The organism is Pseudoxanthomonas sp. Root630 (assembly GCF_001427585.1).
In the GTDB taxonomy this organism is placed as follows: Bacteria; Pseudomonadota; Gammaproteobacteria; order Xanthomonadales; family Xanthomonadaceae; genus Pseudoxanthomonas_A.
In genome coordinates this window covers 23,803-45,664 of record NZ_LMGY01000012.1, presented here as the reverse complement: position 1 = coordinate 45,664, position 21,862 = coordinate 23,803, and the positions used below count along the sequence as shown (strand labels likewise).

General features: G+C 68.8%; 22 protein-coding genes. 13 read left to right on the top strand and 9 right to left on the bottom strand.

Annotated elements, in window-relative coordinates; translation table 11 throughout:
• Positions 1–11: 11 nt before the first annotated feature.
• Both dut and coaBC read right to left on the bottom strand, forming a co-directional pair.
• Positions 12–476: a dUTP diphosphatase gene (dut, locus tag ASD72_RS06430; RefSeq protein WP_056879121.1), complete on the bottom strand. Its 465-nt coding sequence runs from the start codon at positions 474–476 to the stop codon at positions 12–14.
• Entirely contained in the window at positions 473–1,702 is a 1,230-nt protein-coding gene (gene coaBC / locus ASD72_RS06425; RefSeq protein ID WP_056879120.1) for a bifunctional phosphopantothenoylcysteine decarboxylase/phosphopantothenate--cysteine ligase CoaBC, read from the bottom strand. Before coaBC ends, dut begins: the two co-directional genes overlap by 4 nt.
• 96 nt (positions 1,703–1,798) lie before the next feature.
• Here coaBC and radC point away from each other — a divergent pair, with 96 nt between their 5' ends.
• The 5 genes from radC to ASD72_RS06400 all read left to right on the top strand — a co-directional run bounded on the left by radC (position 1,799) and on the right by ASD72_RS06400 (position 6,255).
• Positions 1,799–2,473, top strand: a complete 675-nt coding sequence (gene radC, locus ASD72_RS06420; protein ID WP_056879119.1) for a DNA repair protein RadC — start codon at positions 1,799–1,801, stop codon at positions 2,471–2,473.
• 85 nt (positions 2,474–2,558) lie between these two features.
• Positions 2,559–4,247 carry an arginine--tRNA ligase gene (gene argS, locus ASD72_RS06415; RefSeq protein ID WP_056879118.1) on the top strand — a complete coding sequence of 563 codons (1,689 nt, stop codon included), beginning with the start codon at positions 2,559–2,561 and terminating at the stop codon, positions 4,245–4,247.
• A gap of 15 nt (positions 4,248–4,262) precedes the next feature.
• Positions 4,263–5,051, top strand: a complete 789-nt coding sequence (locus ASD72_RS06410) for an SPOR domain-containing protein (protein WP_056879117.1) — start codon at positions 4,263–4,265, stop codon at positions 5,049–5,051.
• Positions 5,048–5,473: a hypothetical protein gene (locus ASD72_RS06405; protein ID WP_155944508.1), complete on the top strand. Its 426-nt coding sequence runs from the start codon at positions 5,048–5,050 to the stop codon at positions 5,471–5,473. Before ASD72_RS06410 ends, ASD72_RS06405 begins: the two co-directional genes overlap by 4 nt.
• Positions 5,474–5,505: 32 nt before the next feature.
• Positions 5,506–6,255 carry an SDR family NAD(P)-dependent oxidoreductase gene (locus ASD72_RS06400; RefSeq protein ID WP_056879115.1) on the top strand — a complete coding sequence of 250 codons (750 nt, stop codon included), beginning with the start codon at positions 5,506–5,508 and terminating at the stop codon, positions 6,253–6,255.
• Positions 6,256–6,262: 7 nt separating this feature from the next.
• On the opposite strand, the gene speA is transcribed toward ASD72_RS06400, so the two are convergent.
• The gene (gene speA, locus ASD72_RS06395; protein ID WP_056879114.1) at positions 6,263–8,152 is read right to left on the bottom strand and encodes an arginine decarboxylase; all 1,890 of its coding nucleotides are present in this window, start codon (positions 8,150–8,152) and stop codon (positions 6,263–6,265) included.
• A 245-nt stretch (positions 8,153–8,397) separates the two neighbouring features.
• Between speA and speE the strand changes: the two genes are divergently transcribed.
• Positions 8,398–9,255 (top strand): polyamine aminopropyltransferase, encoded by an 858-nt coding sequence (speE, locus tag ASD72_RS06390; RefSeq protein WP_056879113.1) that lies wholly within the window; start codon positions 8,398–8,400, stop codon positions 9,253–9,255.
• 68 nt (positions 9,256–9,323) lie between these two features.
• Here the strand turns inward: speE and ASD72_RS06385 are convergent, their stop codons facing one another.
• Positions 9,324–9,686, bottom strand: a complete 363-nt coding sequence (locus ASD72_RS06385; RefSeq protein WP_056879112.1) for a DUF6404 family protein — start codon at positions 9,684–9,686, stop codon at positions 9,324–9,326.
• A 12-nt stretch (positions 9,687–9,698) separates the two neighbouring features.
• On the bottom strand, positions 9,699–10,037 hold the full coding sequence (locus ASD72_RS06380) for a P-II family nitrogen regulator (protein WP_056879111.1): 339 nt from the start codon (positions 10,035–10,037) through the stop codon (positions 9,699–9,701).
• 187 nt (positions 10,038–10,224) lie between these two features.
• Between ASD72_RS06380 and ASD72_RS06375 the strand changes: the two genes are divergently transcribed.
• The 3 genes from ASD72_RS06375 to ASD72_RS06365 all read left to right on the top strand — a co-directional run bounded on the left by ASD72_RS06375 (position 10,225) and on the right by ASD72_RS06365 (position 14,171).
• On the top strand, positions 10,225–10,488 hold the full coding sequence (locus ASD72_RS06375; protein ID WP_056879110.1) for an accessory factor UbiK family protein: 264 nt from the start codon (positions 10,225–10,227) through the stop codon (positions 10,486–10,488).
• 10 nt (positions 10,489–10,498) lie between these two features.
• Complete coding sequence (locus ASD72_RS06370) at positions 10,499–12,004, top strand: YifB family Mg chelatase-like AAA ATPase (protein WP_056879109.1); 1,506 nt, start codon at positions 10,499–10,501, stop codon at positions 12,002–12,004.
• A 106-nt stretch (positions 12,005–12,110) separates the two neighbouring features.
• The gene (locus ASD72_RS06365) at positions 12,111–14,171 is read left to right on the top strand and encodes a S9 family peptidase (protein WP_056879108.1); all 2,061 of its coding nucleotides are present in this window, start codon (positions 12,111–12,113) and stop codon (positions 14,169–14,171) included.
• Between the two features lie 85 nt (positions 14,172–14,256).
• On the opposite strand, the gene aceA is transcribed toward ASD72_RS06365, so the two are convergent.
• Positions 14,257–15,591, bottom strand: coding sequence for an isocitrate lyase (gene aceA, locus ASD72_RS06360; protein ID WP_056879107.1), 1,335 nt, complete (start codon positions 15,589–15,591; stop codon positions 14,257–14,259).
• 65 nt (positions 15,592–15,656) lie between these two features.
• Positions 15,657–17,288, bottom strand: coding sequence for a malate synthase A (aceB, locus tag ASD72_RS06355; RefSeq protein ID WP_056879106.1), 1,632 nt, complete (start codon positions 17,286–17,288; stop codon positions 15,657–15,659).
• A gap of 110 nt (positions 17,289–17,398) precedes the next feature.
• Here aceB and ASD72_RS06350 point away from each other — a divergent pair, with 110 nt between their 5' ends.
• The 3 genes from ASD72_RS06350 to ASD72_RS06340 all read left to right on the top strand — a co-directional run bounded on the left by ASD72_RS06350 (position 17,399) and on the right by ASD72_RS06340 (position 19,511).
• Complete coding sequence (locus ASD72_RS06350) at positions 17,399–18,367, top strand: LysR family transcriptional regulator (RefSeq protein WP_056879105.1); 969 nt, start codon at positions 17,399–17,401, stop codon at positions 18,365–18,367.
• Between the two features lie 12 nt (positions 18,368–18,379).
• Positions 18,380–19,090, top strand: a complete 711-nt coding sequence (locus ASD72_RS06345) for a helix-turn-helix domain-containing protein (RefSeq protein WP_056879104.1) — start codon at positions 18,380–18,382, stop codon at positions 19,088–19,090.
• Positions 19,091–19,160: 70 nt separating this feature from the next.
• Positions 19,161–19,511: a VOC family protein gene (locus tag ASD72_RS06340; RefSeq protein WP_056879103.1), complete on the top strand. Its 351-nt coding sequence runs from the start codon at positions 19,161–19,163 to the stop codon at positions 19,509–19,511.
• A 1-nt stretch (position 19,512) separates the two neighbouring features.
• Here ASD72_RS06340 and ASD72_RS06335 read toward each other — a convergent pair whose 3' ends face one another.
• A complete protein-coding gene (locus tag ASD72_RS06335; RefSeq protein WP_056879102.1) occupies positions 19,513–20,508 on the bottom strand; it encodes a hypothetical protein in 996 nt (331 codons plus the stop codon).
• Between the two features lie 85 nt (positions 20,509–20,593).
• Positions 20,594–20,866, bottom strand: a complete 273-nt coding sequence (locus ASD72_RS06330) for a hypothetical protein (protein ID WP_056879101.1) — start codon at positions 20,864–20,866, stop codon at positions 20,594–20,596.
• Positions 20,867–21,021: 155 nt separating this feature from the next.
• Here ASD72_RS06330 and ASD72_RS06325 point away from each other — a divergent pair, with 155 nt between their 5' ends.
• Positions 21,022–21,831, top strand: a complete 810-nt coding sequence (locus ASD72_RS06325) for a CHAD domain-containing protein (protein ID WP_056879100.1) — start codon at positions 21,022–21,024, stop codon at positions 21,829–21,831.
• The last annotated feature ends 31 nt before the right edge of the window (positions 21,832–21,862 follow it).

Sequence of the window (21,862 nt, the reverse complement as noted above, 5' to 3'; positions counted from 1 at the left end):
CTTGTCCCCTGTCATCGCACGCCGGTGTGGCCGAAACCACCCGTCCCCCGTGCGCTGTCGGCGAAAGTATCCACCACCTGGAGGGCGACCCGCACGACCGGCAACACCATGACCTGCGCGATCCGGTCGCCGGGCTGGATGGTGAAGGCCTCGCGGCCCCGGTTCCACACGCTGATCAGCAGCGGACCCTGGTAATCGGCATCGATCAGCCCGGTGCCATTGCCGAGCACGATGCCATGGCGATGGCCCAGCCCGGAGCGCGGCAGCACCACCGCGCACAGATGGGGGTCGCCCAGGTGCAGGGCGATGCCGCTGGGCACCAGCGCCGCATCGCCGGGCTCGAGCACCAGGGGCGCATCCAGCGCGGCGCGCAGATCCATGCCGGCGCTGGCCTCGGTGGCGTAGGCCGGCAAAGGCCATTCGTCGCCGAAACGGGGGTCCAGCAGTTTCACTTCCACGGCGCGGGGTGCACTCATGCGTTCAGTCGCTCCACGATCAGATCGATCAGTTCATCGGCCAGGCGGGTCTTGGGTGCGGTCGCGAAGCTGCGCTCGCCATCCTTCCAGTAAGCGGTCATGGCGTTCTGGTCGCTCTCGAAACCGCCATCGGCGATGCCCACGCGGTTGGCCACGATCAAGTCCAGGCGCTTGGCTTCCAGCTTCTTGCGCGCGTATTCCGCCACGTTGTTGGTTTCAGCGGCGAACCCGACCACCAGCTTCAGCGCCTGGGTCTGCGCGGCGACCTTGGCGAGGATGTCGGGCGTGCGCACCAGGTCCAGCGCCAGCGATTCGCTGGATTTCTTGATCTTGTTGGCGACCGGTTCGCGCGGGGTGTAGTCGGCCACCGCGGCGGCCCCGATGTAGATGTCCGCGGGCAACGCGGCGAACACCGCGTCATGCATCTGTGCCGCCGAACGCACATCCACGCGGGTCACGCCCGCCGGCGTCGCGAGGTGCACCGGACCGGCCACGAGCGTGACGCGGGCACCGCGCTTGGCCGCGCTGGCGGCGATCGCGAAACCCATCTTTCCGCTGCTGCGGTTGCCCAGGTAACGCACCGGGTCCAGGTCCTCGTACGTGGGCCCGGCGCTGACCACGATGTTCAGCCCCGCAAGGTCCTGCGGACCGGTGGGCGCCAGGCCGGGCGCACCGGCGAGGGCGGCCACGATCTCCTCCGGTTCGGCAAGCCGACCGGGGCCGGATTCACCCTCGGCCAACGGGCCATCGTTCGGGCCCACCACCTGGACGCCGCGCGCGCGCAACGTGGCCAGGTTGGCCTGGGTGGCGGCGTGCTGCCACATGCGATGGTTCATCGCCGGGGCGATCGTGAGGGGCGCGGTGGTCGCCAGGCACAGCGTGGTGACCAGGTCGTCCGCCAGGCCGTGCGCCAGCCGGGCCATCAGGTCGGCCGTGGCGGGGGCAACGATCACGCGGTCGGCCCAGCGCGCCAGTTCGATGTGCCCCATCGCCTGTTCCGCGCCGCTGTCCCACAGGGTGGTCCGGGTGACGTGGCCGGAGAGCGCCTGGAAGCTCAGCGGGGTGACGAACTGCTGCGCGCCGGCGGTCATCGCCACCTGCACCTCGGCCCCCGCCTCGCGCAACCGGCGCACCAACTCCAGCGCCTTGTAGGCGGCGATCCCGCCCCCCACGCACAGCAGCAGGCGCTGTCCTGCCAGACCCGATGTCTTGTCCGCTCCGCTCACGTCGGCCCATTCCTACGTCGATTCAGGCGATTAGCTTAACCGAACGCCCCGTGATGCCCGATGCATATCGGGCGCCATTCACGGGAAGCTGGGGCCATGCAGATCCGCGACTGGCCACCCGACGAGCGTCCCCGCGAAAAGTTGCTGAGCCGGGGCGCCGGCGCCCTGAGCGATGCCGAACTGCTCGCGCTCTTCCTGGGCTCGGGATTGCGCGGACGCGATGCGGTAGCGACCGCACGCGAACTGCTCGCTGCCCATGGCCCGCTCCGCACCCTGCTGGAGCGGCCGCCGGCGGAACTCCTCACCCTGCCCGCCGTCGGGCCGGCGCGGGCGTGCGCGCTGGCTGCGGCGCTCGAGCTGGCCAACCGGCTGCTGCTGGCCCATCTCGAACGCGGCGAAGCCATCGGCGATCCGGCTGCCGCCGGGCGCTATTTCGCGCAGCGACTGCGCGGGCGGCGGCACGAGGTCTTCGCCGCCCTGTTCCTCGATACGCGTCACCGCGTATTGGCGTTCGAGGAGCTGTTCCAGGGCTCCCTGGACAGTGCGGAAGTGCACCCGCGTGAAGTCGCCCGACGCGCGCTGGCGTTCAACGCCTCGGCCCTGATCATCGGGCACAACCACCCCTCGGGCTGCACGGAACCCTCCGCCGCCGACCGGGCCGTGACCCAGCGGCTGAAACAGGCGCTTGCCCTGGTCGATGTCCGCCTGCTGGACCATTTCGTCGTCGGCGACGGGCCACCGCAGTCGATGGCGGCGCGCGGCTGGGTCTGACAGGCGCAGGCTGAACCGCCCCGGCACCACGCAAGCGCCGGGAAAATCTAGAATAGGCGGTTCCCACGCAACACGACGGCCTTCCGTGAAAGCTTCCCTTCGCGCCTTGATCGCCCAGGGCATCGACGCCCTGCGCTCCGCCGGCACCCTGCCGGCCGACACCGCCACGCCCGATTTCGTGGTCGAGCGCCCCAAGACCCGCGAGCACGGCGACTTCGCCACCAACGCCGCCATGCAGTTGGCCAAGGCCGCGCGCAGCAATCCGCGCGCGATCGCCACCGCCCTGGTCGCAGCCCTGCCGGCCAGCGACGACGTCGCCAAGGTCGAGATCGCGGGCCCCGGCTTCATCAATTTCCACCTGACCCCGGGCGCCTACCAGCGCGAAGTGGCCACCGCACTCGCCCAGGGCGAGGCCTACGGCCGCAATGCCAGCGGCGCCGGTCGCACCGTGGGCGTGGAATACGTATCGGCCAACCCGACGGGCCCGCTGCATGTCGGCCACGGCCGTGCCGGCGCCATCGGCGACTGCATCGCCCGCGTGCTGGCGGCCAACGGTTGGACCACCAAGCGCGAGTTCTATTACAACGACGCCGGCGTGCAGATCGACAACCTGGCCAAATCGACCCAGGCGCGTGCGCTGGGCAAGTCGCCGGACAGCGAGGGCTGGCCGGAAGACGGCTATCGCGGCGATTACATCGCCGACGTCGCGCAGTCCTACCTCAACGGTGATTCGGTCGAAGTCGACGGCCACGTGGTCACCGGCGAAAAAGATCCGCAGGACCTGGACGCCATCCGCCGTTTCGCGGTGGCCTACCTGCGTCGCGAGCAGAACCTGGACCTGGCGGCGTTCGGCGTCTCGTTCGACCGCTACTTCCTGGAAAGCTCGCTGTACGCCGACCAGAAGGTCGAAGAGACCGTGCGCAAGCTGGTGGCTTCGGGCCACACCTACGAAGAAGGCGGCGCGCTGTGGCTGAAGTCCACCGACTTCGGCGACGACAAGGACCGCGTGATGCGCAAGTCCGACGGCAGCTACACCTACTTCGTGCCGGACGTGGCCTACCACCTCAGCAAGTGGCAGCGCGGCTATGAGCGTGCGATCACCGAACTGGGCGCCGACCACCATGGCTCGCTGGCCCGCGTGAAGGCCGGCCTGCAGGCACTGGGCGAAGGCATTCCGCAGGGATACCCGGAGTACGTGCTGCATCAGATGGTGACGGTCATGCGCGGCGGCGAGGAGGTCAAGCTCTCCAAGCGCGCCGGCAGCTACTTCACCCTGCGCGATCTGATCGAGGAAACCAGCGCCGACGCGACACGCTGGTTCCTGATCGCGCGCAAGCCCGATTCGCAGTTGACGTTCGACATCGACCTGGCCCGCCAGCAGAGCAACGACAATCCGGTGTTCTACGTGCAGTACGCGCATGCCCGCGTGTGCAGCCTGCTGCGCCAGGCCGGCGAGAAGGGCTATGCGTACGACCAGGCGAACGGCCTGGCGAACCTCGCGCGATTGGACGACGAGACCTCGCTGCTGCTGATGGTGGAACTGTCGCGCTATCCGGAAGTGGTGGAAGTGGCCGGCGAATCGCTGGAGCCGCATGCCGTGGCGCAATACCTGCGCGAGTTGGCCTATGCTTTCCACACGTGGTACGCCGGCACGCCGGTGCTGGTGGACGATGCCGCCGCGCGCGATGCGCGGCTGGCGCTGGCCCTGGCGGTGCGCCAGGCGCTGGCCAACGGACTGGACCTGTTGGGCGTCAGCGCGCCCGAAAAGATGTAAGCGGAGAAGCAGTACATGGCAGCAAGACGCGGCAAGAACCAGGCCACGCGCAATTCCGGTCACGCCACGCCCGCCTGGGTATGGCTGGTCCTCGGCCTGCTGATCGGCCTGGCGGTGTATTTCATCGTGCCCGGCCTGGGCAAGAAGGACGGCGACGGCTTCTTCCGTCCGCAGCCCAATCCGGATGCGCAGCCCGCACCGATCGACAGCGCCGACGTGGAAGCCGTCGTGCCCGATGCGCCGGTCGCCGAGACGGGCACGCCGTCGACCGCGACGGGCGAGACCGGCAAGGAAACGCAGTACGACTTCTACACGTTGCTCCCGGGCAAGGAAGTGCAGATGTCGGACGCCGAACTCGCCGCCAGCGCGCGCGAAGAGGAAGCCCGCAAGGCCCGTGCCGCGTTGAACGGCCAGTCGACGGCCGCCGTGCCAGCGCCGGCCGGCAACGACACCGCCCAGCCTGCGCCGATCGACGAGGCGCCCGCGCCGCGCGCGACGGCCGACGCTCCGCGTCCCGCCGATACCGCGCCGGCACCCAAGCCCGCCGCCGCCGTGGCGAGCGCCGACACCGGCGCGCGCTACATCCTGCAGGCCGGCGCGTTCGGTGCGTCCGGCGATGCCGAGGCGACGAAGGCCAAGATCGCCATGCTCGGCCTGAGCGCGCGCGTGGAATCGGCGCAGATCAACGGCAAGACGGTGTACCGCGTGCGCATGGGCCCGTACGGCACGGCGAGCGAACTGGCCGAAGCCAAGCAGAAGCTCGCCAGCGGTGGCCTGCCGGCGATGGCGGTGAAGGCGCAGTGAGCCGCCTTCGCCCCTGGCAGCGCATGGCGCTGGCCACGGTAACGGTGCTCGTCGCACTGCTGCTCGCGTCCTGGATCGCGGCACGATTCCTGCCGCCCGCCTGGCAACAGGTCGTGGCCACGCCGCTGGGTTACCTCGCCCCGATCAGCTACCTGGTCACCGCCGCCTGCATGGCGCTGGGCGGCGCGATGGCCGGGCGGCGCTTCCTGGTGGTCGCGCTGGGCATGACCTTCGCGCTGTGGATCGCCACGTTCGTACTGTTGGCGAACATCGCGCTGCCGACCACCGACGGCGTGCATCCCCTTTTCGCTGTCTTCCGCACGAATGTCGCCAGCGCCGTGTTGTCGCTCGCCGCGGCCGCGCTGGGCACCGACCTCGGTGCCCGCTGGCAGGCGCACCGTGCGATGCGCGCGACCGCCTGACCGCCCTTTCTCCCCTCGCCGCAGGATCGACCATGACCCGCACTGCCCTCATCACCGGCGCCACCTCAGGCTTCGGTGCCGCGGCTGTCCGCCGCTTCGTTGCCGCCGGCTGGCGCGTGGTCGCCACGGGTCGCCGGGCCGACCGGCTGCAGGCGCTGGTCGATGAACTCGGCGCGGACAAGGTGCATGTCGCCGCCTTCGACGTACGCGACGAAGCCGCGCTCGACGACGCCCTCGACGCCTTGCCTGAGGCCTTCCGCGGCATCGACCTGCTGGTCAACAACGCGGGGCTGGCCCTAGGTACGGCGCCCGCGCAGCAGGCCTCGCTGGACGACTGGCGCACGATGATCGAGACCAACGTGCTCGCGCTGGTCACCGTCACCCGCCGGCTGCTGCCGCTGCTGGTGGAGCGCAAGGGCGCCATCATCAACATCGGCTCGATCGCCGGCAGTTATCCCTATCCGGGCGGCAACACCTATGGCGGCACGAAAGCCTTCGTCCGGCAGTTCTCGCTGGGCCTGCGCAGCGACCTGCACGGCACCGGCGTGCGGGTGACCGATATCGAGCCCGGCATGGCCGAGACCGAGTTCACCCTGGTGCGCACGCATGGCGACCAGGCCGCGTCCGACAAGCTCTATGCCGGCGCGCAGCCGATGACGGCCGACGACATCGCCGAACAGATCTTCTACGTCGCCACGCTGCCCGCGCACCTCAACATCAACCGGCTGGAGATCATGCCGGTGACGCAGTCGTTCGCCGGCTTCCAGGTGGCCCGCGACTGAAGGCCGCTCAGCCCAGCGGCTCGTCCGACAGGTAGGTGTAGCCGGTCAGGCCGGCTTCCAGCGCGTCGGCCAGCGCCGCGGATTCATCCGCGGACAGCGTCGCTTCTTCCACGCGCGTGCGGTAGGCCGCACGCAGGTCGTCCAGCCGGTAGCCCACGTAATCGAGCATCACGTCGGTGGTGTCGCCGCGGCGCTGCTGGGTGAGCAGGTAACCCGTGCCGGCATCGGCGCTGACTTCCACCGCATCGGTGTCGCCGAACAGGTTATGGATGTCGCCGAGGATTTCCTGATAGGCGCCGACCAGGAAGATGCCCAGGCGGTAGCTTTCGCCTGGCTTCATCGCGTGCAGCGGCAGTGACGAATCCAGCCCTTCGTTCTCGACGTAGGTCTTGACCATGCCGTCCGAATCGCAGGTCATGTCGGCGATGATGCCGCGGCGCGACGGCACTTCGTCGAGGCGCTCGATCGGCACGATCGGGAACACCTGGTCGATCGCCCACACGTCCGGGATCGATTCGAACACGCTGAAGTTGACGAAGTACTTGTCGACCAGGCGCTCGTTGAGCTCGTCCAGCAGGTCGCGGTGGCTGCGCTCGTCGCTGCTCAGGCGGCCACGCACGGCATGCGCGATGGCGTAGAACAGGTCGTCGATGCGCGCACGGTGGACCAGGTCGATCTGGCCCAGTGCGTACAGCGACAGACCTTCGCTGTGGTGGTGCTGCGCTTCGTGGAAGAGCTCCACGGCCGGCCGTGTGTCCAATTCGCCGTGGATCTCGCGCAGGTGGCGGATCACCGCCGGCTCGTCGTCGTGCGCGGCCGGCACGCGGCCTTCCGGCGCCTGCTCGACCTCGGACACATTCACCACCAGCACGGCGTGGTGCGCGGTCATCGCACGACCGCATTCGGTGACGATGCGCGGCGGCGTCAGCCCATTCTGCTCGCAGGCTTCCGCCAGCGGCTGCACGATGTTGCTGGCGTACTGGCCGATGCCGTAGTTGATCGAGCAGTAGCTGCGCGAACGCGTGCCTTCGTAGTCGATGCCCAGACCGCCGCCGACGTCGACGTGGCTGATGGTCGCGCCCAGCTTCGACAGTTCGACGAAGTAGCGGGTCGCCTCGCGCATGCCGTTGGCGATGTCGCGCACGTTGCTGATCTGCGAGCCCATGTGGAAGTGCAGCAGGTTCAGCGTGTCCTGCAGGCCCGCCTCGCGCAGCTGCTTCCACAGGTCGAGCACCTGCCGCGGGGACAGGCCGAACTTGGCCTTGTCGCCACCGCTGTTCTGCCACTTGCCTGCGCCCAACGTGGCCAGGCGCATGCGTACGCCCAGGCCGGGCTTCACGCCCAGCTTGCGGGATTCTTCGATGACCAGCGCCAGTTCCGACGGCTTCTCGATGACGATGAAGGTCTGCAGGCCCAGCTTGCGGCCGATCAGCGCCAGGCGGATGTACTCGCGGTCCTTGTAACCATTGCAGACGATCAGCCCACTCGGGCGCGACAGCGCCAGCACGGCCATCAGTTCGGGCTTGCTGCCGGCCTCCAGGCCGAAGCCCTCGCCCGCATGCGACGCGAGCGTGCCCGCAACGCCACGATGCTGGTTGACCTTGATCGGATACACCGCGGTGTAGCCGCCCTTGTAGTCCCAGTCGGCCTGCGCCTGCGCGAACGCGGCCTGCAGCTTGCCCAGGCGGTCGCCGAGGATATCCGGGAAGCGCACCAGCAGCGGCAGCTTGGCGCCCTGCGTCCGGGCGGCCTCCACCACCTCGGGCAACGGGATCTGCGGACCCTGCGCGCCCTTCGGCGAGACGACGATGCGGCCGGCGGCGTCCACGTCGAAATACCCTTCCGCCCAGTGCGGGATGGAGTAGGTCGTACGGGCGCGGTCGGTGGACCAGGACATGGCGGTTTCCAGGGGTGGGGCGAACGGACGCGCATTCTACAGGCTGCGGTCACATGGGTCCGTTACAATGCGCCGCCTCGCCGAAGCCCCTCTCCCGTCGGGAGAGGGGTTGGGGTGAGGGTCCGGCGACATCCGGATCACCGGACGTCGCTGCATTCGCCGCACTCTCATCCGGCGCTGCGCGCCACCTTCTCCCGACGGGAGAAGGAAACCGCTTTCGCCTTCCACACGCAGGACATCGCCCCATGACCGCCAACGACACCTGGTTCATCGAACACTTCGAGCACACCGGCTCGGCCATCGGCTTCCGCACCACCGCCAAGCTGGACGAAGTGCAGTCGCCGTTCCAGAAGATCGAGATCTACGACAGCACCGACTGGGGCAAGCTGATGGTCATCGACGGCGCGATGATGCTGACGACGAAGGACAACTTCTTCTACCACGAGATGATCGCCCACCCGGTGTTGTTCACCCACGCCGCGCCCAAGCGCGTGGTGATCATCGGCGGCGGCGATTGCGGCACGCTGCGCGAGGTGCTGAAGCACCCGGGCGTGGAGACGGCCACGCAGTGCGACATCGACGAACAGGTCACGCGCATGGCGGAGAAGTACTTCCCCGAGCTGTGCGAATCGAACAACGACCCGCGCGCCGAGCTGCTGTTCGACGACGGCGTGGCCTACATGGCCAACTGCGAGCCCGGCAGCGTGGACGTGGTCATCGTCGACTCGACCGATCCGGTCGGCCCGGCGGAGGGCCTGTTCAACAAGGCGTTCTTCGAAAGCTGCTTCCGCGCGCTGAAGCCGGATGGCCTGCTGGTGCAGCAGTCCGAATCGCCGCTGGCGCTGCTGGACCTGATCAAGGACATGCGCGCGGAGATGGGCAAGGCCGGCTTCCAGTCGTTCAAGACGCTGCCGTTCCCGCAACCGTGCTACCCGACCGGCTGGTGGAGCGTCACCGTGGCCAGCAAGCAGGCCGGCGCGGACTTCGCGTTCCGCCAGGCGGACGCGGCGGCGAAGCCGTTCGACACGCTGTATTACACCGCGCACCTGCACACGGGCGTGCTGGTGGCGCCGCCGTTCGTGGCGAAGGCGCTGGGCGAGTAAGCCCCGCCGTACGGTACAAAGAGAAGGCCTCGCACTGCGGGGCCTTTTTTTTATTGGGCGGGGTCTTTTCAGGGACCCAGGGTTTGCCAGCGCGGCACTTCGTGCTGGCGTGCCTGATAGGCCATGGAGGATGCGGTGAGCAAGCCGAACAGCAGGCCCGCCACGGCCGACACGGTGGCCATCATGGAGAACGGCTTGCCCTGCCAGGACCACAGAATCAGCCACATCACCAGTCCCCAGGACACCGCGAAGAACACCCCCATCATCACGACGTTGGCGATGAAGCCATTCATATGCGGGGGTGGTACCCGCACGCCCATCTTCCAGAGAAGCCGGAACATGGGTGGCGCATACATGCTGCGTCGCATGCCGGTCGCCTCGAGATGCTCGAGTGCTTTCGTCAGACGGTTCTTGAACTCGCTGCGCGTCATCGGCGGCAACCCTCAGAGGGCATCCGCATCCAGCTCGCCGGTACGGATCCGCACCACGCGCTCCAGGTCGTAGACGAACACCTTGCCGTCGCCGATCTTGCCGGTGCCGGCCGCCTTCACGATGGCTTCGACCACCCGCTCGACCTGATCGTCGGTCACCGCGACTTCCAGCTTGACCTTGGGCAGGAAGTCCACCACGTACTCGGCGCCGCGGTAGAGCTCGGTATGGCCTTTCTGCCGGCCGAAACCCTTCACCTCGGTGACCGTGATGCCGGCGATCCCGGCTTCGGCCAGTGCTTCGCGCACGTCATCCAGCTTGAACGGCTTGATGATGGCCATGACCATTTTCATGCAGCTTCCTCCCGTCGGTGCTGCATGCAGGATAACGCGACACGACCGCGTGCGGTTGCGACACGGTGCGGTCTCGCGGTTCAATGGGCACCTCGCCGCTCGGACATTTCCGACAACGCTGCGCAGCGAACGCCGATGGCCTGCCGTCGACGGCCCTCGCAAGCTCGGTGCACTGCCGGAGAACGCCATGATCGACCTCAACCACATCGACGACCTCGCCCGCCGCCTCAGCCAGCTGGTGCCGCCCGGCCTGCGTGATTCGCAGGAAGAGCTGCAACAGACCTTCAAGTCCGCCCTGCAGGCGGGCCTGGCCAAGCTGGACCTGGTGACCCGCGAGGAGTTCGACGTGCAGCAGGCCGTCCTGCTGCGCACCCGCGAGAAGCTGGAAACGCTCGAGCGCACCGTCGCCACGCTGGAAGCCCAGCTGGCCGACAAGCCCGCCCAGCCCTGACCCCGCCGCCATGAGTCTGGCCCTGGTGCATAGCCGGGCACGGGCGGGCGTGTCCGCACCCCCGGTGCGGGTTGAAGTCCACCTGTCCGGCGGATTGCCGTCCACGCAGATCGTCGGCCTGCCCGAAGCCGCCGTGCGCGAAGCGCGGGACCGCGTGCGCGCCGCCATCCTGTGCGCCCAGTTCGAATTCCCGACGCGTCGCATCACCGTCAACCTCGCGCCGGCCGACCTCCCGAAGGACGGCGGGCGTTTCGATCTGCCGATCGCGCTCGGCATCCTCGCCGCGAGTGGACAGATCCGGCGGGAGGCGTTGGCGGATTACGAATTCCTCGGCGAGCTCAGCCTGACCGGCGAACTGCGCGCCGTGGACGGCGTGCTGCCAGCGGCGCTGGCCGTCGCCGCCAGTGGACGCACCCTGGTCGTGCCGGAACCGAGCGGCGCCGAGGCCGCACTGGCCCAACAGGGCCGGGCACTGACAGCGCGCACCCTGCTCGAGGTCTGCGCGCAGCTCGAGGGCCGGAAAACCTTGCCCGACGCGGTGGCGCCGCCGGGACTGCCGCCCTCCCTTCCCGACATGGCCGACGTCCGCGGCCAGACCCACGCGCGACGCGCACTCGAAGTCGCCGCGGCAGGCGGGCATCACCTGCTGCTGATCGGTTCGCCAGGCTGCGGCAAGACCTTGCTGGCCTCGCGCCTGCCCGGCCTGTTGCCCGAAGCCAGCGATACCGAAGCGATGGAAGCCGCGGCCATCGCCTCGGTCAGTGGCCGCGGGCTGGACCCGGCGCGCTGGCGGCAACGCCCCTATCGCGCGCCCCACCACACGGCGAGTGCCGTGGCATTGGTGGGTGGTGGCGCGCTGCCGCGTCCCGGCGAGATCTCGCTGGCGCACCACGGCGTCCTGTTCCTCGACGAACTGCCGGAATGGAACCGCGCCGCGCTCGAGGTGCTGCGCGAGCCGCTGGAGTCGGGCACCGTCACCGTCTCGCGCGCCGCGCGGACCGCGGAGTTTCCAGCGCGCTTCCAGTTGGTCGCCGCCATGAATCCTTGTCCGTGCGGGTGGGCAGGCGATCCCAGTGGACGTTGCCGGTGCGAGCCCGACCTGGTGCGTCGCTATCGAAGCCGCGTGTCGGGGCCACTGCTGGACCGCATCGACCTGCACGTCCATGTGCCGCGCCTCCCGCCCCATGACCTGCGACCCGATGCGCCCGACGGCGAGGGTACGGCGGCCGTGCAGGCACGCGTGATCGCGGCCCGTGCACGGCAGCTGCGCCGCTGCGGGAAGCCGAACGCCCGCATGGGCCAGGCGGAAACCATGGCGCACTGTCGCCTGCAGGCCCGCGACCAGGCGTTGCTGGAACGTGCCGTCGAACGCCTGCAACTGTCGGCGCGCAGCCTGCACCGCATCCTTCGGGTGGCGCGCTCGATCGCCGACCTCGCGGACAGCGAGGCCATCGGCACAGCGCACCTGACCGAGGCCTTAGGCTACCGGGGACTGGAACGCGGCAACGCAGCATGACGTCCGGCCACGGCGGTGGAAGGTGGGGTGTGGTCTACTCGGGTCACACATCGCGCCGGCGGACGTCTTGTCCGCTGTCCCTTCCTTGCCATCCTGGAGTCCGCCCATGCGCCACACCGCATTCCGTCTCACGCTGCTGGCCTCGACCGTCGCATTCGCCCTCGCTGCGCAGGCCGCGCCGTCCGCGGCCGACCGCATCGCCGGTACCGAGCTGATCGCGCGCGACGCGCTGTTCGGCAATCCCGAACGCGCCAACGTGCAGCTCAGTCCCGACGGCAAATACCTCAGCTGGGTCGCCGCCGTCGACGGCGTGCTCAACGTCTGGGTCGCTCCTGCCAACAATCCTGCGCAGGCCAAGGCCGTCACCCAGGACAAGGCGCGCGGTATCCGCAGTTATTTCTGGTCGTACAACCCGGACACGCTGTTGTACCTCCGCGACAGCGGCGGCGACGAGGACTTCCACCTGTACGCCGTCGACCTGAAGACCGGGCAGGCGAAAGACCTGACGCCCTTCCCGAAGACCACCGCGCAGGTCGCCGGCCTGAGCCCGAAGCACCCCGGCACGATTCTGGTCGGCATGAACGACCGCGACGCGCAGTGGCACGACGTCTACAAGGTCGACCTCGCCAGCGGCACGCGCACGCTGCTGGAGAAGAACGATGCGCAGATCGCCGGCTACATCGCCGACGCCGACTACACCCTCAAGTACGCCCAGCGCTCGCGTCCTGACGGCGGCGCGGACGTGCTGAAGCGCGGCGCCAACGGCGGCTGGGAGAAGTTCGACGACATCCCGTTCGAAGACGTGCTGACCACCAGCCCTGGCGGCCTGACGCTGGACGGCAAGACGCTGTACTTCACCGATTCGCGCGGCCGCAATACCGCCGCGCTGTTCGCGGTGGACGTGGCCAGCGGCAAGCGCACGCTGGTGCTGGAAGACGCGCGTGCCGACGTCGGCGGCAGCCTGGCGGATCCGGCGACCGGCAAGGTGCAGGCCGTGTCGGTGGACTACCTGCGCGACGAATGGAAAGTGGTCGATCCGTCGATCCGCGCCGACCTGGAGAAGCTGGAGGCGATCGGCCCGGGCGATGTGTCCGTCAACACCCGCACGCTGGACGACAAGACCTGGATCGTCGCCTATTCGGCAGCCGAAGCGCCGCTCGTCTATTACCGCTACGACCGCCCCGCCGGCACGCTGACCAAGTTGTTCTCCGCGCGCCCTAAGCTGGAAGGCAAGCCCCTGGTACCGCAGTGGCCGGTGGAGATCGCCTCGCGCGATAGCAAGACGCTGGTCAGCTACCTCACCCTGCCGCGCAGCGCCGACGCGAACAACGACGGCAAGGCCGATGCGCCGGTGCCGCTGGTGCTGCTGGTCCACGGCGGCCCGTGGGCACGCGACTCCTACGGCTATGGCGGCTACAACCAGTGGCTGGCCAACCGCGGCTACGCGGTGCTGTCGGTCAACTTCCGCGGCTCCACCGGCTTCGGCAAGGCGTTCACCAACGCCGGCAACGGCGAATGGGCCGGCAAGATGCACGACGACCTGATCGATGCCGTGCAGTGGGCGGTCAAGCAGGGCGTCACCACGCAAGAGCAGGTCGCGATCATGGGCGGCAGTTATGGCGGCTACGCCACGCTGGCCGGCCTGACGTTCACGCCGGATGCGTTCGCCTGCGGCGTGGACATCGTCGGCCCGTCCAATCTCAACACGCTGCTCAGCACCGTACCGCCGTATTGGGCCAGCTTCTTCGAGCAACTTGCCAAGCGCATGGGCGATCCGCGCACCGACGCCGGCAAGGCATGGCTGACCGAACGTTCGCCGCTGACCCGCGCCGACCAGATCAAGAAGCCGCTGCTGATCGGCCAGGGCGCGAACGACCCGCGCGTGAAGCAGGACGAGAGCGACCAGATCGTCAAGGCGATGCAGGCCAAGAACATCCCGGTGACCTACGTGCTGTTCCCCGACGAAGGCCATGGCTTCGCGCGGCCGGAGAACAACAAGGCGTTCAACGCCGTGACCGAAGGCTTCCTCGCCCAGTGCCTGGGCGGTCGCGCCGAGCCGATCGGCAAGGACTTCACCGGTTCGAGCATCAGCGTGCCGACGGGCGCCAACGGCGTGCCGGGCCTGGCCGATGCGCTGAAGGGCCATACGCAGGAAGTGAAGAAGTAAGTCTGCCCCTCCTTCCTTCCATGCCAGAAAAGAGAAACGCCGGCGAACGCCGGCGTTTCTTTGCGCGCATCCCTGCCGGCGGCGCTCAGGCCGCCTTTTCCTTTTCGTAGAACTGCTCTTCCTCGGTCGAGCCCTTCAGCGCGGTGACGCTGGAGCTGCCGCCCTGGATGACGGTGGTGACGTCGTCGAAGTAACCCGCGCCCACTTCCTGCTGGTGCGAAACGAAGGTGTAGCCCTTCTCGCGCGCGGCGAACTCGGCTTCCTGCACCTGTTCGACGTAATGCTTCATGCCCTCGCCACGCGCGTAGTCGTGGGCGAACTTGAAGGTGTTGAACCAGTTGATGTGGATGCCGGCCAGGGTGATGAACTGGTACTTGTAGCCCAGCGCCGACAGCTCATCCTGGAAGCGCGCGATCTGCGCATCGTCCAGGTTCTTCTTCCAGTTGAAGCTGGGCGAGCAGTTGTACGACAGCAGCTTGCCCGGATGCCTGGCGTGCACCGCCTGGGCGAACTCGCGGGCGAAGCCGATGTCCGGCGTGCCGGTTTCGCACCACACCAGGTCGGCGTACGGCGCGTAGGCGATGCCGCGGCTGATCGCCTGTTCCAGGCCGTTCTTCACCCGGTAGAAGCCTTCCGCCGTGCGCTGGCCGGTAACGAAGGGCTGGTCGTTGGCATCGAAATCCGAGGTCAGCAGGTTGGCGGCCTCGGCATCGGTGCGCGCCAGCACGATGGTCGGCACGCCCAGCACGTCGGCGGCCAGGCGCGCGGCCTGCAGCTTCTGCACGGCTTCCTGCGTGGGCACCAGCACTTTGCCGCCCATGTGGCCGCACTTCTTCACCGCGGCCAGCTGGTCTTCGAAATGCACGCCCGCGGCACCGGCGACGATCATGTTCTTCATCAGCTCGTAGGCGTTCAGCACGCCACCGAAGCCGGCCTCGCCGTCGGCGACGATGGGCAGGAAGAAGTCGATCGCGTCGGCTTCGTTCGCCTTGCCGTCGCAGAGGTTCTTCCACTGGATCTCGTCGGCGCGCTGGAACGTGTTGTTGATGCGGCGGACCATCGTCGGCACCGAGTCGTACGCATACAGCGACTGGTCGGGGTACATGGTCTCGGAGGTGTTGCCGTCGGCGGCGACCTGCCAGCCGGACAGGTACACGGCTTCCAGGCCGGCCTTGGCCTGCTGCATCGCCTGGCCCGCGCTGATCGCGCCGAACGCGTTGACGTAGCCCTTCTTCGCCTCGCCGTTGACGAGCTTCCACAGCTTCTCGGCGCCGCGGCGGGCCAGGGTGTATTCCGGCTGCAGGCTGCCGCGCAGGCGGACGACGTCGGCGGCGGCGTAGTCGCGCTTCACGCCGGTCCAGCGCGGATTGCTGTCCCAGTCTTGCTGGATGGCGTCGATCTGCTGTTGCTTGGTGCTCATGGCGGGCTCTCTTTCGTCGTGGGGCGTCGTGGTGGGGGTGATCGGTCGATGCGTCAGTCGATGCGTCAGTCGATGCGGTCGTACGCGGGCAAGGTCAGGAAGTCGGCCAGCTCGTCGGCGCGGCTCAGGTGGTCGAGCAGGGCGATCGCTTCGGAGATGCGCTCGCCGCCCGGCAGGCGCGCGTGGTCGCCCAGCTTCGCGGGCAAGGCGGCCAGCGTGCGCTGCAGCAGCGCGTAGTCGATCTGGGTGCCGTCGCACAGGTGCACGTCGGCGGTGTGCAGCCACTGCCAGATCTGCGTGCGCGAGATCTCGGCGGTGGCGGCGTCTTCCATCAGCCAGTGGATCGGCACGCAGCCGTTGCCGTCCAGCCACGCGGCCAGGTAGCGCACGCAGACTTCCACGTTGCCTTCGAAACCGGCGCGCGTGATGGTGCCGGTGGACGGGCGGATCAGGTCGTCGCGCGTGACCGCCACGTCTTCACGCTGCACGCTGCGCTGGTTCGGCTGCGGCATGTGCTCGTCGAAAATGGTTCTTGCCACCGGGATCAGCGCCGGGTGCGCCACCCAGGTACCGTCATGGCCGGCGGTGACTTCGCGCAGCTTGTCGGCACGCACGCGGGCCAGGGCCTGTTCGTTGGCGGCTTCGTCGTTGCTGATCGGGATCTGCGCGGCCATGCCACCCATCGCGTGCGCGCCGCGGCGATGGCAGGTCTGGATCAGCAGTTCCGAATAGGCCTTCAGGAACGGCTGCGTCATCGTCACCTGGCCGCGCTCGGGCAACACCTTGTCGGCGTGGCGGCGGAAGGTCTTCAGGTAGGAAAAGATGTAGTCCCAGCGGCCGCAGTTCAGGCCGACGATGCGCTCGCGCAGCGCATGCAGGATTTCGTGCATCTCGAACACGGCCGGCAGCGTCTCGATCAGCACGGTGACCTTCATCTGCCCATGCGGCAGGCCCAGCGCGGCCTCGATGTGCGACAGCGCGGTTTCCCACAGCGCGGCCTCTTCCATGCTCTGCAGCTTGGGCAGGTAGAAGTACGGGCCGCGATCGCGCGCCTGCAGCGCGCGGGCGTTGTGCCAGGCGAACACGGCGACGTCGAACAACCCGCCGGCGATCGGCGCGCCGTCGATCAGCACGTGTTTTTCGTCCAGGTGCCAGCCGCGCGGGCGCACCAGCAGCACGGCCTGTTCGTTCTGCGGCTTCAGTGCGTAGTGCTTGCCGGCGTCGGAGGTGAACTCGAGGTCGCCCTGGACGGCGCCGATCAGCGCGCGCTGGCCGGTCAGCAGGTTCTGCCAGGTCGGCGAGGTGGAATCCTCGAAGTCGGCCATGAACACCTTCGCGCCCGAGTTCAGCGCGTTGATGACCATCTTCGGGTCGACCGGGCCGGTGATCTCCACCCGGCGGTCCTGCAGGGCGGCCGGGACCGGCGCGACGGCCCAGTCGCCCTCGCGGATGCTGCGGGTGTCCTCGCGGAAGTCCGGCAGGCCGCCGGCATCGAAGAACGACTGCCGCGCGCGGCGGGCCGCCAGCCGGGCCTGGCGCTCCGGCTCGATCGCACGATGCAACGAGACGAGCAGGGCCAGCGCGCCAGGCGGCAGCAGGGCGTCCTGGCCCGCAACGTTTGCGGTCAGGGCGATGCCGGGGGTGGGGCGGTCGGCGCGCGGATCGCGCGGCGGCAGGGCGAAAGCGGTGGCGGACATGGGCGTCTCCTGGCGTCTTGCTGGAGACGCACAGTGCTCCCGCCCCCAATTATTTGACAAAACAGTTTTGTCAATGCACAAAATAAGCTGGACTTATAATTGATTAGACCGTGAGCTCTAAAGAAGCGCCAACCCCCCGATTTCCCTACAAATCCGACCGGTTGAAGCCGCTCCGCGCCTTCTGCCAGACGGTCCGGTTGGGGTCGGTGTCGCGGGCCGCCGAGGCGCTTTTCGTCAGCCAGCCCGCCATCACCCTGCAGTTGCAGGCACTGGAACGGGACCTGGGGATCACGCTGTTCGAGCGCAGCGGACGCCGGCTGACCCCCAGCCGGGAAGGCCAGGTGCTGTACGAACTGGCGCAGCCGCTGGTGGCGGGCCTGGACGGGCTGGACGCGACGTTCCGGGAAAAGGTCAGCGGGCTGGAGGCCGGCGAACTGAACGTGGCGGCCAACAGCTCGACCATCCTCTACCTGCTGCCGAAGATCGTGGAGCACTTCCGCCAGGAGCACCCGGACGTGAAGCTGACCCTCCACAACGCCGCCACCGCGGACGGCACCGACCTGCTGCGCTCGGATGCCGTGGACCTGGCGGTGGGCTCGGTGCTCGATGTGCCGGCCGACCTCAGCTACGCGCCGGTCTACCGCTTCGAGCCGATGCTGATCACGCCGCCGGACCATCCGCTGGCGAAGAAGCGCGATCTGCGCCTGGAGGATCTCTCGCCCTACGGACTGATCCTGCCGCCGAAACGGCTGATCACCTACCGGCTGGTGGACCTGGTGTTCCAGCAGGCGCGCGTGCCCTACACCGTCGCGCTGGAGGTTGGCGGCTGGGAAGTGATCAAGCAGTACGTCAGCATGGGCATGGGCATTTCGATCATCGCCTCGATCTGCCTGACCGATGCCGACCGCGACCGGCTTGCCGCACGCTCGCTGGCGCAATGGTTCCCGTCGCGCAGCTATGGCGTGGTGGTGCGCAAGGGCAAGTTCCTCTCGCCGCAGGCGCGCGCCTTCATCGAACTGATCCAGCCCCACCTGTTCGAGCGCCGCGATTACGATGAGAGCGGCCATTCCGAACGCTGACGCCCTGCCTGCATGAGCGGCCGCTACCGACAACTCGACCTCGCGCCCGGCCAGCCCCTGCTCTGCCGCTGGGACTACGTGCAGGGGGCGCAGGCCGCGCCCGCGCTGGTGCTGCCGGATGCCTGCGTGGACCTGCTGTGGGATGGCGCGCGCCTGAGCATCGCCGGACCGGATACGCACGCGCAGTACGCGCACATCGCGCCGGCTCGCCGGTTGCAGGGCCTGCGGTTCGCACCGGCCGCGGCCGCGCGCTGGCTGGGTGTCCCCTTGCACGCCCTCGCCGACCAGCGCGTGGACCTGCGCGATATCGGTCGTCCCCGCCTGAGCGCGCTGGGCGAACGCTTGGCGGAACGTGAGGACGATGCGATGGCCTGGCTCGCGGAGCGGATCCTGTCCGACACGCCACCGCGCGACCGCGCGATGCAGGCCGTGCATGCGCGCCTATCGCGCACGCAGCCCGCCTCGGTCGCGCAGCTCGCGCGGGATCTCGGCCTCACCGAACGCACCCTGCTGCGCCAGTGCGACGAGGCGTTCGGCTATGGACCGAAGCTGCTGGCGCGCATCCTGCGGCTGCAACGCTTCCTGCAGCATCGGCACCGCCATGCCACCCTGCTGGGGGCCGCGCTCGACGCGGGCTACTACGACGCCGCGCAGCTGGCCGGCGACGCGCGCCGGCTTACCGGCCTCACGCCCACCCAGCTGATCGCGCAGGTCGCGGACTGACTGTCCGATTTCGCCAAGACAGGGCGCGCGGACTCGGCCAGACTGACGGCCTCTTCCACGGACGCCCGCCATGAGCACCGCCGACCAGCACCACCGCATCGACTACATCGAGTTCAACGTCGCCTCCATCGCTGCATCGAAGGCGTTCTACGGCGAGGCGTTCGGCTGGACGTTCCAGGACTACGGCCCGGACTATTGCGAGTTCCGCGATGGCCGGCTGACCGGCGGGTTCACCCACGACGCGGCGCAGCCGGGCGGCGCGCTGGTCGTGCTGTACTCGACGGCGCTGGAGGACAGCCTGGCGAAGGTCGACGCTGCCGGCGGGCGCATCACGAAGCCCATCTTCGCCTTCCCCGGCGGACGGCGCTTCCAGTTCACCGATCCCGATGGTTACGAGCTGGCCGTGTGGTCGGCGACCTGAGTCAACGCGTCTCGTAGCGCGCCAGCAGCGCGCGGTGACGCGCGCGCCACTGCGCGAGTTCGGCAGGCGAGCCACCGAACGTGCCGTCGATGAAGGCCAGCGACAGCGATTCGGTGGCCCGCTTCACGTCCTCGCTGACCTCGCGCGAATCGAAATACCGGTGATCGGTGAACACGTTGTGGGTGCCGTGCCGGTAGACGGCCAGCACTTTGTGCGCGCCGCCGATCGCGTCGAATACCTTGAGCCGGTCTTCCACCCCGGAACCGAAACCGGGGATGCGGATGATGTCGTCGGCCGTGGTGACGTGCAGCGTGGGCACGGTGATGCCCGACAGGATCGGGCGGAAATCCTGGTCGCCATAGAACGGCGGCGCGGAGATCACGATCGCGGCGCGGATGCGCGGATCGCGTAGCTGGATCGCCTGCCCATGGCGCACCACCCGCGCGCCGGCGGACATCAGCGTGGTGTTGGCGCCGTAGGAATGCCCGGCGGCAGCGATGCGCGCGCGGTCGATGTGCGCGCCCCATTCGCTCGCCAGAATGCGGTCCAACGCGAAGCGCTGGTCGCGGACGCGATCGATGGCTTCGGCATCGCCCGCCGCCTGCTGGAAGCGGGACACCAGCGCGAAGGGATTCCCTTCCCACAGCGTGCGGTCGCTGCCGACATGCTGCACGTGGAGGCTGGCGATGCCGTGCTTCGCCCAGTAACGGCCCAGGTAGGTGTAGCCATCACGCGCGCTGCCGATGCCGTGCGAGAACACCACCAGCGGCACCTTGCCGGCGCGTGCCGTATCGGGCCAGAACAACTTCACCGGCACCGCGCGTCCACGCGCCGGGTCCACCCAGTCCAGGTCCTGCACGCGATAGCCCGCCTGCGCCTCGGCACCGGCATCGCCGCGCGTGTGCACGTGCGACCACGCCACCAGCACCGGCGCCAGCAGCAGCAAGGACAACAGGAGCGCCACGCGGCGGCGGCGAAGGAAAGCGGCAACGTTCATCGGCAACACATCCGGGACGGGGACACCGCACGCGCCGTGGGGCGCATGCGTAGGACGGTTCGGTTTCGCCGCGCGGACGCGACGTCTATTTCTTCTTCGGGCGCCCGGCCTTGACCGGGGCCAGCGCATCCAGCGCCTTGGCCAGCGCTTGCGGCGACAGCGACGACAACGCATGCAAGCCCGCACGCAGCAACTCGCTCTTCTTCGCCGGCCGTTGCGCCTGCAGCGCGCGTGCCTTCATCACGGCCACCAGCGCGAAATCGTCGGCCGGCATGGTGAAGCTGTCGCGGACCAGCCTGGCGGGCTTGTCCACGCTGTCCATCGGCGCGGCGGCGCGCGACTTTCGCTGCTTGACCATGGCGCCCCCGAAAATCGTATAAATCATTTATACCTTTTTCGGGGACCGTCGCCAAGCGTCCGCCTTCCGACGGGCGGCGGGCCGTTCAGCGATGTCGCGGCGGCGGCCACGGCGGGACGCCGTAGACTCTCGGCTCCCCTCCCCGGAGCGTGCCGATGCCCGGAGCCTCTTCCCGAACCGGCAAGCGCGTCGCCGCGCTCGCCGCCGACGAGATCCAGGTGCTGGCCGAAGCCTTGGCGGCCGCACCTGCGGCACCGGCAGGCGTGCACGAGGCCCGCAAGAGCATCCGCCGCCTGCGCTCGCTGCTTGCGCTCGTGCGTGCCGCGCTCGGCAAGGCCGACGTGCGGACGATCGATGACGCACTGAAGACGCTGGCGAAGGGCCTGTCGGCGCTGCGCGACGGCCAGGTCGTGCTGGACGCCGCCGATCACTGCGCACGCCACGCCGGCAGCGCGGACGAGGCGGCGACCTGGGACGCGCTCAGGCCGCTGCTGGTCCACCAGCAGGAGCACCGGGTGGCCAACGCCCTCGCCGACGATCCGGGTTTCATGCGACGGCAGGCGCGGGCGCACCGCGAGGCCGAACGGCTGCGGGCGCTGCCGTGGCATCGGTTGCACGCCAACGACCTCCGCCATGGCCTGGCCCGTTCGGTGCGTCGCCAGCAACGCTCCCAGGAGGTCGCGCTGGCGAGCGGGAGCCTCGACGACCTCCATGACCTGCGCCGCAAGTCGCGACGCCTGCGCATGCAACTGAACACGCTGAAGCGGTTGCGCGTGTCCACCCACGGCGTGGCGGCGGCAACGCGCGACATCGCCGAACTGGTCGACCAGCTGGGCGCCCTGCAGGACCTCGCATTGCTGCAGCGGTCCCTGAGCGCGCTCGAGCCTGCGCCGCACACCCACGCCTGGCCGGTGGCCACGCGAAGGCGCATGACCCGTCCCTCTCCGATTCACCCGTTGGCGTAACCCGCTTTACGTTATCGCGACGAAGCACGCG